10 protein-coding genes are annotated in these 14,880 nt (G+C 51.6%); all 10 read left to right on the forward strand.

Annotated features, from left to right (window positions below; translation table 11 throughout):
- Positions 1 to 9 precede the first annotated feature (9 nt).
- The 10 genes from nuoN (at position 10) to gorA (ending at position 14,840) form a co-directional block, all read left to right on the forward strand.
- Positions 10 to 1,467, forward strand: a complete 1,458-nt coding sequence (gene nuoN, locus DPQ22_RS06190; protein ID WP_150214204.1) for an NADH-quinone oxidoreductase subunit NuoN — start codon at positions 10 to 12, stop codon at positions 1,465 to 1,467.
- 21 nt (positions 1,468 to 1,488) lie between these two features.
- On the forward strand, positions 1,489 to 2,385 hold the full coding sequence (locus DPQ22_RS06195) for a biotin--[acetyl-CoA-carboxylase] ligase (protein ID WP_150214206.1): 897 nt from the start codon (positions 1,489 to 1,491) through the stop codon (positions 2,383 to 2,385).
- Positions 2,386 to 2,668: 283 nt separating this feature from the next.
- On the forward strand, positions 2,669 to 4,357 hold the full coding sequence (locus tag DPQ22_RS06200; protein WP_150214209.1) for a ribonuclease J: 1,689 nt from the start codon (positions 2,669 to 2,671) through the stop codon (positions 4,355 to 4,357).
- 156 nt (positions 4,358 to 4,513) lie between these two features.
- Complete coding sequence (gene proS, locus DPQ22_RS06205; protein ID WP_150214211.1) at positions 4,514 to 5,848, forward strand: proline--tRNA ligase; 1,335 nt, start codon at positions 4,514 to 4,516, stop codon at positions 5,846 to 5,848.
- A 254-nt stretch (positions 5,849 to 6,102) separates the two neighbouring features.
- Positions 6,103 to 7,392 carry a lipoprotein-releasing ABC transporter permease subunit gene (locus tag DPQ22_RS06210; protein ID WP_150214213.1) on the forward strand — a complete coding sequence of 430 codons (1,290 nt, stop codon included), beginning with the start codon at positions 6,103 to 6,105 and terminating at the stop codon, positions 7,390 to 7,392.
- Positions 7,389 to 8,090, forward strand: coding sequence for an ABC transporter ATP-binding protein (locus DPQ22_RS06215; RefSeq protein WP_246681518.1), 702 nt, complete (start codon positions 7,389 to 7,391; stop codon positions 8,088 to 8,090). The genes DPQ22_RS06210 and DPQ22_RS06215 overlap by 4 nt, the downstream gene beginning before the upstream one ends.
- Before the next feature lie 208 nt (positions 8,091 to 8,298).
- The gene (gene dnaE, locus DPQ22_RS06220) at positions 8,299 to 11,835 is read left to right on the forward strand and encodes a DNA polymerase III subunit alpha (protein ID WP_150214782.1); all 3,537 of its coding nucleotides are present in this window, start codon (positions 8,299 to 8,301) and stop codon (positions 11,833 to 11,835) included.
- An 18-nt stretch (positions 11,836 to 11,853) separates the two neighbouring features.
- Entirely contained in the window at positions 11,854 to 12,588 is a 735-nt protein-coding gene (rpiA, locus tag DPQ22_RS06225) for a ribose-5-phosphate isomerase RpiA (RefSeq protein ID WP_150214215.1), read from the forward strand.
- 158 nt (positions 12,589 to 12,746) lie between these two features.
- The gene (locus DPQ22_RS06230; RefSeq protein WP_150214217.1) at positions 12,747 to 13,340 is read left to right on the forward strand and encodes a DUF2059 domain-containing protein; all 594 of its coding nucleotides are present in this window, start codon (positions 12,747 to 12,749) and stop codon (positions 13,338 to 13,340) included.
- A 108-nt stretch (positions 13,341 to 13,448) separates the two neighbouring features.
- On the forward strand, positions 13,449 to 14,840 hold the full coding sequence (gene gorA, locus DPQ22_RS06235; protein ID WP_150214219.1) for a glutathione-disulfide reductase: 1,392 nt from the start codon (positions 13,449 to 13,451) through the stop codon (positions 14,838 to 14,840).
- Positions 14,841 to 14,880: the final 40 nt, after the last annotated feature.

Here is a 14,880-nt window from a genome sequence, read left to right on the forward strand (position 1 = left end):
GCAGGCTTTATGCATATGGATATAATGGCGCAATTTATGCTGATCTTGCCTGAATTATTGCTGGCGGCCGGGATTGTTGTCCTGATGTTGATTGGTGCTTTTTCAGGCGAGCGCTCTTATACAGTGATCACTGTTCTGGCTATAGGGGTGATGATTGCCGCGGTAATTATGCTTATCACTTTGCCGTTACAGGGGACAGCCTTTGGCACGGCCCTGATTTGCGATGCTTTTGGCCGGTTTATGAAAATTATGGCCTTGACTGCCGCTTTTATTGTGCTGATTATGTCGGTAGGGGCCGCGCGCGCCGGCAAATTTGACAAATTCGAGTTTCCGGTGCTGGTGCTTTTATCCTGCCTTGGTATGTTGCTGATGATTTCAGCCGGCAATATGCTGTCTCTCTATCTGGGGCTGGAGCTGCATTCCCTCGCTCTTTATGTTATGGCGGCGCTTGATCGCGATAATGCGCGTTCTGCTGAAGCGGGGCTAAAATATTTTATCCTCGGCTCTTTGGCCTCAGGTCTGCTGCTTTACGGTATAAGTCTGCTTTACGGCTATAGTGGCGGCCATATTGATTTTACCGGCCTGTCGCAGGTCTTGCGGAAAGATCCGCCGCAATTAGGCCTGATTTTCGGCCTGGTTTTTGTGCTGGCGGGGCTGGCTTTCAAAATTTCTGCCGTGCCGTTTCATATGTGGACGCCGGACGTCTATGAAGGTGCGCCCACCCCGATAAGCGCTTTTTTTGCGACAGCGGCCAAAATTGCTGCTGTGGCAGTCATAGTGCGCCTTGTCATTATGTGTTTCGGCGCTGCCGCACCGGTGGCGGGATCAATGCCCGCCTGGCAGCAGATTATTGTTTTTATCGCTTTGGCTTCCATGTTTCTCGGGGCTTTTGCCGGTATTGCCCAACGCAATATTAAAAGGCTTATGGCGTATTCTTCCATTACCCATATTGGCTATATTCTGGTCGGCCTTGCTGCGGGGACAATTATCGGTGTGACGAGCGTGCTGCTTTATCTGCTTATTTATGCGGTGATAATGCTGGGCTGTTTTGCCTTTATTCTGGCAATGAATACTGAGAGCGGCCCGGTTGAAAAAATTGATGATTTAGCCGGGCTTTCCCGCACTAATCCCTTTATGGCCGGGGCAATGAGTTTGTTCATGTTTTCACTGGCAGGCATTCCGCCGCTTTCAGGCTTTTTTGGCAAATGGTATGTTTTTTCGGCCGCTGTTCAGGCGCATTTTGTGGTTCTGGCCGTTGCCGGCATGATTGCCGCTGTTATTGCTGCTTTTTATTATTTGCGTATTGTCAAAATCATGTGGGTTGATGAGCCGAAAGGCAGATTTCTGGCTATGCCGAAAGAGCTGCAACTGGTGTTATGGCTCTCAGGGCTTTTCACCTTGTTTTATTTCCTAGCCGGAATTTGGTTTTTACCTTGGGCGGAAACAGCGGCAAAATCTCTTTTTTGAGAAACTGCTCCGGGAGAATTTATGATTTTTTCTCTGTCACTGGCGGCTTTGGCACAGGCTTATCGGCTGGAATCTTATGATATTGTTGATTCTACCAATAATCTGGCAGCAGAATTTGCCAAAAGCGGCGATAGCGGCCGGTTATGGATTGTGGCGGCAGAACAAACAGGCGGCCGCGGCCGCCGCGGCCGTGTCTGGCAGAGCCCGCGCGGCAATCTTTATGCCAGCCTGTTATTATGTGATGATTTTGAGCCGGAGCAGGCAGCTCAGCTTGGTTTTGTTGCCGGCCTGGCACTGATAGAAGCGCTGTCTGCCGTTTTGCCGGATAAATTACAAAAAGAGCATGGACTGTTGCTGAAATGGCCGAATGATATAATGGCGGCTAAGGCGAAACTGGCGGGTATTTTGCCGGAATTTATTGCCCTTGACCCTGCGGGTGACAAAAAAGGGGCAAAAAATGCAGTCATTATCGGCATTGGAGTCAATATAGCCATTGCACCTGCGCCCGCCGGCAAAATTGCGCCGGAGGAAAGAGCGAGAACAGCTTCTCCCGGCAGAGCGATGAAGACAGGGGCAGCCGCAGAAACTATGCCGCTTTACCCGATAACAAGCTTGCAGGCTTTAGGGGCGGCATGTTCACCGCAAAATCTGTTTCAGGCGCTGAGCCGTTTTTGGGTAGAGAATTATACTTTGTGGAATAAAGGTCAAGGCATGGCGGCTCTGCGTGATAAATGGCTGCGCCACGCCGCTTATAGGGGAGAAATTATCCATTTGCGCTATAAAGGGCAAGTGGTGAGCGGTGTGTTCAAAACCATAGATGAAGGCGGGCATTTGCTGTTGCAGCGGGAGAATGGCGGGGAATTGCGCATTTCGGCAGGTGATGTTTATTTTGGCACTGTTGCTTCTGCACCGGCATAAAGGTGCAGCAAAACGAGGTGCCGAACCGCTGGTGATAGCGCATAGGCCATAAAGTCGGCATTGGGCTGTGCCTGGGTAGCTGTGTATTTTGTGCTTGGGAGCAGAGGATTTATGCTTTATACAGGCTTTTCGGCGTTAAGGCCTGTCTTTTGCCGGTCGGTATCGATCCGGCAGCCTGGCCTGTCGGCGGGTTGAATGCGGCCGTAAAATATATATTTTAAAAATCGGGAAATGCGCTTTCAAGAAACAGGTAATATATCAAGCCTGATTTCAGGAGATTTTGATGAAAAACAGCAATAAGGGCAAGCGTGCGGAAGGTGAATTATTGTTTTTGCCTTTAGGGGGTGTTGGCGAAATCGGCATGAATCTGGCTGTTTACGGCTATGGCACGGCAGAAGATCGGGAATGGTTGATTGTCGATATGGGGGTGAGCTTTGCCGGGGCGGATTTACCGGGAGCAGATCTTATTTTGCCGGATATACGCTTTTTGGAAAATGAGCGCCATAATATTCGCGGCCTGGTGCTCACTCATGCGCATGAAGATCATTTTGGCGCCGTGTTGGATTTATGGCCGCGTTTGCGCATGCCGGTTTACTGCACCGCCTTTACCGCCGGTTTGCTGGAAGTTAAACGCGAAACAGATTTTTCTACGCATGAAATTCCGCTGCATGTGTTTAAAGCCGGCGATAAATTTGAGCTGGGTTCTTTTGCGCTGGAGGCAATAGAAGTAAGCCATTCTATCCCCGATGCCGTATCGCTGGCGCTGCGCACGCCGCCTGGCACAATTATCCATACAGGTGACTGGAAAATTGATAAAGAGCCAAGCCTTGGCGGCAAGACAAATGAAGCACGTTTTCGCGCTTTGGGCAAAGCGGGAGTGCTGGCGCTGATATGTGATTCCACCAATGCCGGTGTGGATATGCAGGCGCCGAGCGAAACGGAAATCGGCCATAATCTGGGAAAAATCATAGAAGAAGCCAAAGGCTGTGTGGCGGTTACCAGTTTTGCCTCTAATGTCGGGCGGCTGAAATCTGTGGCAATGGCCGCGGCCAAAGCAGGGCGATATGTTTTGCCGGTCGGCCGGTCGATGAAACGCTGTCTCAATATTGCTGCCGAGCTGGGTTATATGGAAGGTGTTCCGCCGTTTTTAAGCGAAGAAGATTATGCCGGCACGCCGCGCAACCGGCTGGTTTTGCTGCTGACCGGCAGCCAGGGAGAAAGACGGGCGGCACTGGCCAAAATTGCCCGTGACGAAATGCGCGATATTAGCCTCAATGCCGGGGATATTCTGGTTTATTCTTCCCGCACTATTCCCGGTAATGAAAGGGCGGTTATTGATACACAAAATCTGCTGATTGATCGCGGTATAAAAATCATTACCGATCATGATGCTTTGGTGCATGTTTCCGGCCACCCTTATCAAAGCCAGTTGCGGCAGATCTATGATTGGGTCAAGCCGGAAATTCTGGTGCCGGTGCATGGCGAGGCGGTGCATCTTGCTGCTCAGGCGGAGTTTGCCGCCCGCAACGGCATAGAGCATGTTATGGAAATCCGTAATGGCGATATGCTGCGCCTTGCCCCTGGCCGGCCGGAAATTATTGACGATGTGCCGGCGGGGCGGATTTATAAAGACGGCAATCTTTTGGGTGATGAAAATGAGCTGGGCATATCGGTGCGGCGCAAACTGGCCTATGCCGGTTATTTGAGTGTTTCTCTATTATTGACCAAAAGCGGCAGCCTGGCCGATACGCCGGAAATTGCGGCTGTGGGCCTGCCGGAAACAGATAATCACGGCACAATAATGGAAGATCGATTGCTGGAAGTAATAGAGACGGTGATCGATAATTTGCCGCTCAACCGGCGGCGCGACCCTGAAATTGTGCGTGAAGCTGTGTATAAAACTGTGCGTTCCGCTATTTATGAAATCTGGGGCAAAAAGCCGCTGACCAATGTTTTTATCCATCGCTGCTGAGCTTTGCCAGGGCGGCGGCGCCAATGCTGCCGGTAAAAACCATATTACGGCTTAAAGCGGGTTATCGGTTTTGCTTTTTGCCGTAATCGGGCTTAAACAAGGGTAAATCGGGGGCAAAACCGGTTGGGGTTTAACACGGTTGAAAATGGGGATTTTATGCGTCTTTCCAAATATTTTTTGCCGCTTTTGAAGGAAAATCCGAAAGAAGCGGAAATCGCTTCACACCGGCTTATGCTGCGCGCCGCGATAATACGCCAGCAGGCGGCGGGCATATATGCCTGGCTGCCTTTGGGAAAAAGAGTGCTGGATAAAATCTGCACCATTATTCGTGAAGAGCAGGATCGCGCCGGCGCTCAGGAAATTTTAATGCCGACCATTCAATCGGCTGATTTATGGCGCGAAAGCGGCCGTTATGAGGATTATGGCAAGGAGATGCTGCGGCTTGCAGACAGGCAAAAGCGCGAAATGCTTTATGGCCCGACCAATGAAGAAATGATTACCGATATTTTCCGCAGTTTTGTTCGCTCTTATAAAAGCCTGCCGCTTAATCTTTACCAAATTCAGTGGAAATTTCGCGATGAAATCCGCCCGCGTTTCGGTGTCATGCGTTCACGTGAATTTTTAATGAAAGATGCTTATTCCTTTGATAGTGATGAAGAAGGCATGCGCGCTTCTTATCATCGCATGTTTGTGTCCTATTTACGCATATTTGCCCGGCTGGGGGTGCCGGCTATCCCCATGCGCGCCGATACCGGGCCGATCGGCGGTGATTTGAGCCATGAATTTATTATTCTAGCCGAGACGGGTGAAAGCGCGGTTTTTTGTGATAAAAAATATTTGTCATTGCCGGTGCCGCCGGCCAATATTGATTTTGCCGATGATAAAAAGCTGAGGCATATTGTCCGGCAATGGACTGAACTTTATGCGGCAACAGAAGAAATGCACCTTGAGACAGGGGCCTGGGCAGCACTGCCGGCGGGCGACAGGCTTGCCGCCCGCGGTATAGAGGTGGGGCATATATTTTCTTTCGGCGCCAAATATTCTGCCCCTATGGGGGCAGTTATTACCGGGGCAGACGGCAAAAATACCCCGGTTTTAATGGGATCTTACGGTATCGGCCCTTCACGCCTGGTAGCTGCTATTATTGAAGCCTCGCATGATGAGCAGGGTATTATCTGGCCGCGCGCTATTGCGCCTTTTTCTGTTGGCCTTATCACTATGAAAACGGGTGATAAAGCCGGTGACGCCCTGGCTGAATCTCTTTATGCCGAATTGCAGCAGGCGGGTTTTGATTGTCTTTTTGATGACAGCGCTGAGCGGGCGGGGGCAAAATTTGCCGCTATGGATCTCATTGGCCTGCCGGTGCAGTTGATTATCGGCCCGCGCGCAGCGGCGCAAGGCGAGGTAGAGGTAAAATTGCGGGCAAGCGGCAGGCGTGAGGTTTTATCGGCCGCTGCTGCCGTGAATTTTATTAAAAGCTTTTTTGCCTGAAAATGGTCTATATCTATAAAATACTATGAAAATCATAGGCTTTGCAAATATATTTAAAATATGGTATCAGGAAGAAAATTTATAATGCGGCTGTTCTTTGATAGAATTTATTATGGGTAAAATTATAAGGAACCAGGCCGGTATTTATAGGGGCTGGCGGTGGCCGGTTAAGGCGGCTCTGCCGGTATTGGTGAAACCGGGCAGGCAGGGTTGAATCGGCCGGTAATCGGGTAATTTGCGGGGCATGGCAAAGCATGGATACTATAGCTGAGACAAATGGGCAGACTATACGCCCTTTTGCTGTTTTTGAGTGGCTGATTGCTTTTCGCTATATGTGGCCGAATCGCAAGCAGATTTTTACTTCTGTCATTACCATTATTTCTTTTATCGGCATTGTTATCGGCGTTTGGGCGCTGATAGTTGTTATGTCGGTGATGAATGGCTTCCGCGCTGAATTATTGAGCCGCATATTGGGCATGAACGGCCATATTATTATGCAGCCGGTAGATGGTGATTTTGCCGATTATGCCGCCCTTATCCCGCGGCTGGATAAAGTAGAGGGAGTGAAATTCGTGCTGCCGGTGGTGGAAGGCCAGGTGCTGGCGCAGGCCGAAGGCGGCAGCGGCGGCACCGGCGCTTATGTGCGCGGCCTGCGTGAGCAGGATATACGCAAGCTGACAATGATTGCCGATAATATCAAGCAGGGCAGCCTGAAAAATTTTGATAAAGGGGAGGCTGTTGCTATCGGATCCGGGCTGGCAGAAAAACTGGCGCTGGGCGTGGGGGACGCCATCAGCCTGGTTTCACCTGACGGCGATGCCACGCCCTTCGGTATCAGCCCGCGATTGAAAACCTATAAAATCGGAGCAATTTATGAAGTCGGCATGTCGGATTATGATGCCGGCATTGTCTTTATGCCGCTGCGGGAAGCGCAGCTTTTCTTCAATCAGGAAGGGCGGGTGCAATCGCTGGAAGTCTTTGTAACAGACCCCGATAATGTTGATAAAATGCTCAACCGGCTGGAAGCGGCAGCCGGGCGGGAAACCTATATGCTGGATTGGCGGCAGCGTAATCAATCTTTCTTTTCCACCTTGCAGGTGGAACGCAATGTGATGTTTATTATTTTATCGCTGATTGTGCTGGTGGCGGCGCTTAATATTATTTCCGGCCTGGTTATGCTGGTGAAGGATAAAGGCCATGATATTGCCGTTTTGCGCACAATGGGGGCAAGGCGCAGCGCCGTTATGCGGATTTTTATGATAGCCGGGGCAAGTATTGGTATTGGCGGCACATTTTTCGGCCTGTTGCTGGGCATTATTACCTGCCTTAATCTTGACCATATTCAGGCTTTTATCTCTTGGATTTCCGGTATTGATGTCTTTAATAAAGAAATATATTTCCTCTCCAGCCTGCCTTCAAAAATGGATAGCGGCCAGGCTCTGATGGTGGTGCTTATGGCGCTGGCTTTGTCTTTTCTGGCCACATTGGCGCCGGCCTGGTATGCTTCGCGCCTTGATCCGGTGCAGGCGCTGCGTTATGAATGAGGGCAGCCATGATCGGGGATAAAGTGGTTTTAAAGCTGACGAATATTGATTTGTTTTACGGCAGCGAGCCTGACCGGCTGGTCATTCTGGATAAAGCCGATTTTACGCTTAATCGCGGCGAGACTGTGGCTTTGGTGGCGCCTTCCGGCACCGGGAAATCCAGCCTGTTGCATATTGCCGGGCTGCTGGAACGCGGGCAAGGCGGCATGGTGGAAATTTGCGGCAGAGATTGCTCCAATATGAATGATAATGAGCGCACCTCTGTCAGACGGTCGGAAATCGGCTTTGTTTACCAGTTTCATCATTTGCTGCCGGAATTTACTGCTTTGGAAAATATTATGATTCCGCAAATGATCGCCGGCCTGCCGAAAAAACTGGCGCGCGAGCGGGCAATAAAATTGCTGGATTATTTACGGGTCGGCCACCGCGCCGGCCATCGCCCGGCCGAGCTTTCCGGCGGTGAGCAGCAGCGCGTTGCCATTGCCCGCGCCGTGGCCAATGTGCCGCTGGTGCTGCTGGCTGATGAGCCGACCGGTAATCTTGACCCTGCCACTTCAAAATATGTGTTTGAGGCTTTGTCGGCCCTGGTTGAGCAATCCGGCCTGGCAGCACTGATAGCGACACATAATCATGAGCTGGCGCAAAAAATGCACCGGCGTATCACCCTGAAAGACGGCAAAGTGGTGGAATTGCCCTGAAATCCGGGCCGCATTGCCGCATTATGTGTCGCTCTGCCTTATATCGCCCTGCCGCCCTGCCTTGCCCGTTGCTCTCTTCTCTTTTTCGTGTGCTTGCCGGCCGGGAAGCTTGTCGGCCTATTGCCTCTCATTCAGCCTTGGGCTAAGCTTGGACAGGGCGGGGCGGCGGAATCGTTCAGGGAGCGGTATTTTAATGACCGGAGGCATAATGCGGCAGCAGAAGGAAGGCGTGATAAAAACAAAGATAAATCCTGCTTTTATTCATTTGCGCGTGCATTCGGCCTATTCGCTGCTCGAAGGGGCGCTGAAAATTGATAAAATCATCACCTATGCACAGCAGCATTCTGCTCCCGCTATTGCGGTGACGGACAGCAATAATTTATTCGGCGCGCTGGAATTTTCACAAAAAGCGGTAAAAGCTGGAGTTCAGCCGATTATCGGCTGCAAACTCAGCATTGATTTTAATGATGAAGGGGAAGAACAAGGCGCCGGCCGGGCGCGCTTTGCTGCGGATTATCCCGCTATTATTTTATTGGCGGCCAGTGATGAAGGCTATGCCAATCTGGTGCGGCTGGTCAGCCGTGCCTATCTCGATAAAGATGAAAGCTCAAGCCCGCATATTGAGGCTCCCTGGCTGGAGGGTGAGGGGGCCTGCGGCCTGATTATCCTGACCGGCGGTTTTGACGGGCCTGTTAACCGCTTATTGCAGCAGGGGAAAGCTGAACTGGCGGCAAGCCGGCTGGATTGGTTGAGCCGCTGTTTTGGCAATCGGCTTTATGTGGAAATGGAGCGCCATGGCCGCTATGACAAAGCCGTTGAGGCAGCGCTGGTGGATATGGCTTATGACAAAAATCTGCCGCTTGTCGCCACTAATGAGGCTTTTTTTCTCAATCGTGAAGACTATGAAGCGCATGATGCGCTATTGGCTGTGGCAGCCGGGCAAGTGCTTTCAGTGCCTGATCGCCACCGGGTAACGCCGGATCATTATCTCAAGACCGAGGCGGAAATGACGGCGCTTTTTGCCGATATTCCTGAAGCGCTGGCCAATACGGTGGAAATTGCCCGGCGCTGCCATGTTTGCGCCCCGGCGCGCCGGCCGATTTTGCCGAGTTTTGTTGACTCCGGGCGAAATTTGCACGATAGCGAGGCGGTTTTTCAGGCAGAGGCCAAAGCTTTGGCCGATGAGGCGCGTCTTGGTTTGACCGCAAGGCTGCAAATGGCCGGGCCGGCGCCGGGTTACAGCGAAAAAGATTATCAGGAAAGGCTGGATTATGAAATTTCTGTTATTATCCGCATGCGCTTTCCCGGCTATTTTCTCATTGTGGCGGATTTTATCAAATGGGCCAAGGCGCGGGGTATTCCGGTGGGGCCGGGGCGCGGCTCCGGTGCCGGTTCGCTGGTCGCTTATGCTTTGACCATTACCGATATTGATCCTCTGCGTTTTTCGCTGCTGTTTGAGCGGTTTTTAAACCCGGATCGTGTTTCCATGCCGGATTTTGATATTGATTTTTGTCAGGATCGCCGTGAAGAAGTCATTCATTATGTGCAGAGGAAATATGGCAGTGATCAGGTGGCGCAAATTATCACTTTCGGGACTTTGCAGGCGCGTGCTGTGTTGCGCGATGTCGGCCGGGTGCTGGAAATGCCTTATGGCCAGGTTGACCGCTTGAGCAAATTAGTGCCTTCCAATCCGGCCAATCCGGTATCACTGGCCAGGGCGGTGAGCGATGAGCCGAAATTTGCGGAAGAAAAACAAAAAGACGCGCTGGTCGGCCGATTGCTGGATATTGCGCAGAAACTGGAAGGGCTTTACCGCCATGCTTCCACCCATGCGGCCGGTATTGTTATTGGTGACCGGCCTTTGTCGCAATTAGTGCCTATGTATCGTGATCCGCGCTCGGATATGGCAGTTACCCAGTTTAATATGAAATATGTGGAACAGGCTGGCCTGGTTAAATTTGACTTTCTGGGGCTGAAAACGCTGACCATTTTGCAGACGGCAGTTGATTTTCTTAAAAAGCGCAGCATTGATATTGATTTATCTCATATTCCCCTTGATGATGCCGCTACTTATGCCATGTTGTCGCGCGGCGAGACGGTGGGCGTGTTTCAGGTGGAAAGTGCCGGTATGCGCAAGGCGCTTATTGGTATGAAGCCTGACAGAATTGAGGATATTATTGCGCTGGTGGCGCTGTATCGCCCGGGGCCGATGGAAAATATCCCCACTTATAATGCCCGCAAAAACGGTGAGGAGGAAATTACCTCTGTTCACCCGCTTATTGACCCTTTGTTAAAGGAGACGCAGGGCGTTATTGTCTATCAGGAGCAGGTCATGCAGATTGCCCAGCTTTTATCCGGCTATTCGCTGGGAGAAGCAGATTTGCTGCGCCGCGCTATGGGCAAAAAAATCCGCGCGGAGATGGATAAGCAGCGCACACGCTTTGTCGATGGGGCGGTAAGAAACGCCATATCGGAAGAACAGGCCAATGTTATTTTTGACCTGCTGGCAAAATTTGCCGATTATGGTTTTAATAAATCGCATGCGGCTGCTTATGCGCTGGTATCCTATCAGACTGCCTGGTTAAAGGCGCATTATCCGGTGGAATTTCTGGCAGCTTCCATGACTTATGATATGTCAAATACGGACAGGCTTAATGATTTTCGCCATGAGGCCAAGCGGCTTGGCATTGAAATTGTGCTGCCCTCAGTGCAGAGTTCAGGCCGCCCGTTTGTCGTGGGGGATAGGGCGATTTATTATGCGCTGGCGGCCATAAAAGGCGTGGGGGAAGCGGCGGCCGATCACATTGTCGCGGCGCGCGGCCTTGTGCCGTTTAAAACGCTGGAAGATTTTTGCGAGCGCACTGATCCGCGCCTGATTAACCGCCGTGTCTGGGAGAGTCTGATTCAGGCCGGGGCCTTTGACAGTTTCGGCGTCGATCGGGAAGTCTTAATGGCGGGGCTGGATAGTATTCTGGCCTATGCCCAGCGCCTGGCGGAAGACAAAAATAATGGCCAGGTTGATATTTTTGCGGCTGCCGGCGGGTTTAAGGACAGGCTGACTTTGCCGCTGGAAACTGAGCGCTGGAGCAGTTCCGACCGGTTGCACCGCGAATTTCAGACTGCCGGTTTTTATCTTTCTGCCCACCCGCTTGATGAATATGAGGCGGTTCTGGCCAAAAAGCGGGTGCAGACTTATGCCGTATTTGCAGAAAAACTTCTTAATCAGAGCGCTGAAGAGAGAGGTTATTTGGCGGGGACAGTCATAGGTAAGCAAATTCGTAAAACGCGCACCGGCAATAAAATGGGCATTGTGCAATTATCGGATAATAGCGGTTTTTATGAATTACCGCTGTTTTCAGAAGAATTGGAGCGATGGGGAGACCGTTTTGAGCCGGGCGCCGCCTTGCTGTTGCAGGTCAGGGGAGAAAAGCGTGATGAAGATGTCAGGCTGCAGGTGCAGAGCGTGGAATCTCTGAGTGAGGCTGCCGAAAAAATCTATAAAAAACTTACACTTTATTTATCCTCAGCGCAGGCAGCGGCAAAAATAGCCGATTGTCTGGGCGCTGAAGGGGCAGGGTGTGAAGTTGAGTGTATTTTGACACAAGATGAAGGCGGGCAGGTGCGCGAATATGAATTTTCGCTGGGTCGATATGCGGTAAAACCGCATAATATCGCTATGGTGGAGGCCTTTAAAGGGGTTGTCGAGACAAAAATGGTGCTGAGAAATTCAGGCCTTGGTGTTTGATATAAATGGTGATAGTAAATGGCGGATAAACGGCATTTAAAACAGGCGGCGGCGGCCAGAGCGCTGGAATTTGTCCGCGCCGGCATGTGTCTGGGGCTGGGGACAGGGTCGACAGCGGAAGAATTTATCCGCCTGCTGGCAGAAAAAGTAAAACAGGGGCTGGATATTGTCGGCGTGCCGACATCGGAGCGCAGCCGCGCTTTGTGTCTTGAGCTTGGCGTGCCGCTAACCGATCTGGATAATGTGCCGCAGCCGGATATAGCAATAGACGGTGCCGATGAGCTGGATAGATATTTAACACTGATAAAAGGCGGCGGCGGCGCTCTGTTGCGTGAGAAAATTATCGCTTATGCGGCCAGAGAAATGCTTGTCATTGCCGATGAAAGCAAGCAGGTCAGCCGGCTTGGCGCCTTTCCGCTGCCGGTAGAGGTAAACCCTTTTGGTCTGGCGGCGACAAAAGACGCTATTGCGGCAAAGGCTGCCGCTTTGGGTCTGCGCGGCGCTCTTCGCCTGCGCCTTGCCGCCGATCCCGGCAAAACAGGCACGGCCCCCTTGCCCCCCTTTATAACCGATGGCGGGCATTATATATTGGACGCCTCATTCCATAATATCTCCGCTCCTTCAGCCTTGGCGGCAGCGCTTTGTCAAGTGGCGGGAGTGGTAGAACACGGCCTGTTTTTCCACCCAAATTGCCGCGCCATTGTCGCGCATAATTCCGGTGCGGTAGAAATTATCGAGGCTGAAGGGAAGTAAAGGCAGATAATCAGTCCGGCTTGAGAAATATTCATAAACACGCCGCAATTTTTTGCTTTACACTGCCCCAAATTTAAGAATAGACGGAGATAATGCCCAATAATGGGGCCTGTCTTATAGAAAACGGAAAAATTATTTTATAATCGGGAGAAGAGTGAATGGCCTTATCTTTTTTTCAGCATCAAAGGGCATGGTGTATCGCGGCAGCATTGACTATTACAGGGGGGAGCGCGGCTCTTTCTCCTGCTGCCGCGCAAATTGTGACGCCTTCGCATTTGCAGGCAGCACAACGCGCTATCGCCGCTATTCACGCGACTGATCAATTTGACTCATTTTTGCCGGATACGGCGCTGGAGCTGAAAAATGAATTAAGCCAGCGCGATCCCAATCTGGCTGGTCTTATTTCTAAAACAGTAGACGAACAGGCCATGTTGCTGGTGCCGCGCCGCGCTGATTTGGAAAAAGAAGTGGCGCGTGTTTATGCCCGGCATTTTACTGAAGCGGAATTAAATGAAATTGCCGGATTTTACGGCTCGAGCACGGGGAAAAAATTATTGAAAGAAGGGCCGGCTTCCATGGCGGAATCTGTGGGCGCTTATGATATTTGGCGTCAGGGCGTGGCGCAGGATCTGGGTGCCGGTGTCGGCAAGGCGCTGGACGCCAAATTAAATGCCGAATCTGCCGGCAGACAGCAAAGGCAGAATCCGGGGCAAACAAAGGATAAGCCAATGGCGCTTAAATTCGGCCAGTAATAGAAATTCCGGCCGGGATTCTGCGCTTTATTGGCCCGGTAATATTTTGCTGCGGCAGGTTGTGTTGCGCCACGCCGCCAAAAGCAAACAAGACAAGAGAAAACGCAAATGTCTGGCTATGATTATGATTTATTTGTGATAGGCGGCGGCTCCGGCGGGGTGCGGGCGGCGCGCCTGAGTGGAGCCCGCGGGCTGCGCGTGGCGCTGGCGGAAGAATATCGCCTGGGCGGCACTTGTGTCATTCGCGGTTGCGTGCCGAAAAAATTATTCACTTATGCGGCGTCTTATGCTCAGGATTTTGTTGATGCAAAAGCTTTTGGCTGGCGGAGCCGCGATGTGAAATTTGACTGGCCGACCTTGCTGGCGGCAAAAAATAAGGAAATTACCCGGCTGGAGGAGCTTTACAGGCATAATGTTGAAGCAAGCGGGGTCAAAATTTTTCATGAAAAAGCGCAGCTTTTAGACAGGCATACGGTGCAGATGGCAGGCGGCAAAGTGCTGCGCGCCAGATTGATTTTAATTGCTGCCGGAGCAAAGCCCTTTGTGCCGGATTTCCCCGGTGCCGATTTATGCCTGACGTCCAATGATATATTTAATCTGGAGGTTTTGCCGCAATCTGTTCTTATTGCCGGCGGCGGCTATATTGCGGTGGAATTTGCCTCTATTTTGCATGATTTGGGGGTAGAGGTGACGCTGGTTTATCGCGGCGGGCAGATTTTGCGCGGCTTTGACGGTGATTTACGCCACCTGCTGGAAGAGGAAATACAGGCCAGGGGGATTAAAATTATTCACCAGGCGGTGATTACGCATGTTAAACCGGCAGGCGGAAAAGGGGAGGGTTTTGTGGCCGAGCTTTCAGATGGCAGCCTTTATCAAGCCGGGCAGATTTTGCTGGCACTGGGGCGCCTGCCAAATACGGCCGGGCTGAGGCTGGAAAAAGCGGGTATTCAACCGGCTGCCAATGGGGCCGTGCCGGTAAACCGCTTTATGCAAACACAAATAGATAATATTTATGCTGTCGGCGATGTAACCGGCGGGGTAGAATTAACGCCGGTGGCTATTCATGAAGCCATGTGTTTTGTTAAAACTGCCTTTGAAGGAGAGCCGAGCGCGCCGGATTATCACTTTATTCCGACTGCCGTCTTTGCCGACCCGGAAATCGGCACAGTCGGCCTGACAGAAGAAGAGGCGGCGCAGCAACTGCCTTTTGTCAAAGTATATCGCACCCGTTTCAGGCCGTTGCGCAATAGTGTTTCCGGCGCGCCGGGCAAAATTTTTATGAAATTGCTGGTTGATGGCGAGAGCGGCATTGTTGTCGGCGCGCATATATTGGGCGGCGAGGCGGGGGAGACAGTGCAACTGCTGGCTATTGCGGTGAAAGGCCGGGTGACAAAAAATATTTTTGATGCAACTATGGCCCTGCACCCCAGCGCGGCGGAAGAATTGGTGACCATGTATCAGCCGTCTTATTGCTATCGCCATGGCCGTAAACAGGTTTAAGGCTTCACGCCGTGAAGAGCCTGTATCAGGCCGGCTCAAG

The organism is Candidatus Tokpelaia sp., from assembly GCF_008636115.1.
In the GTDB taxonomy this organism is placed as follows: domain Bacteria; phylum Pseudomonadota; class Alphaproteobacteria; order Rhizobiales; family Rhizobiaceae; genus QLZD01.

What these genes read in the sequence shown, in the direction of transcription:
- nuoN (WP_150214204.1), top strand. Translation starts at nt 10, where the DNA reads ATGCATATGGATATAATGGCGCAATTTATGCTGATCTTGCCTGAATTA.
- DPQ22_RS06195 (WP_150214206.1), top strand. Translation starts at nt 1,489, where the DNA reads ATGATTTTTTCTCTGTCACTGGCGGCTTTGGCACAGGCTTATCGGCTG.
- DPQ22_RS06200 (WP_150214209.1), top strand. Translation starts at nt 2,669, where the DNA reads ATGAAAAACAGCAATAAGGGCAAGCGTGCGGAAGGTGAATTATTGTTT.
- proS (WP_150214211.1), top strand. Translation starts at nt 4,514, where the DNA reads ATGCGTCTTTCCAAATATTTTTTGCCGCTTTTGAAGGAAAATCCGAAA.
- DPQ22_RS06210 (WP_150214213.1), top strand. Translation starts at nt 6,103, where the DNA reads ATGGATACTATAGCTGAGACAAATGGGCAGACTATACGCCCTTTTGCT.
- DPQ22_RS06215 (WP_246681518.1), top strand. Translation starts at nt 7,389, where the DNA reads ATGAGGGCAGCCATGATCGGGGATAAAGTGGTTTTAAAGCTGACGAAT.
- dnaE (WP_150214782.1), top strand. Translation starts at nt 8,299, where the DNA reads ATGCGGCAGCAGAAGGAAGGCGTGATAAAAACAAAGATAAATCCTGCT.
- rpiA (WP_150214215.1), top strand. Translation starts at nt 11,854, where the DNA reads ATGGCGGATAAACGGCATTTAAAACAGGCGGCGGCGGCCAGAGCGCTG.
- DPQ22_RS06230 (WP_150214217.1), top strand. Translation starts at nt 12,747, where the DNA reads ATGGCCTTATCTTTTTTTCAGCATCAAAGGGCATGGTGTATCGCGGCA.
- gorA (WP_150214219.1), top strand. Translation starts at nt 13,449, where the DNA reads ATGTCTGGCTATGATTATGATTTATTTGTGATAGGCGGCGGCTCCGGC.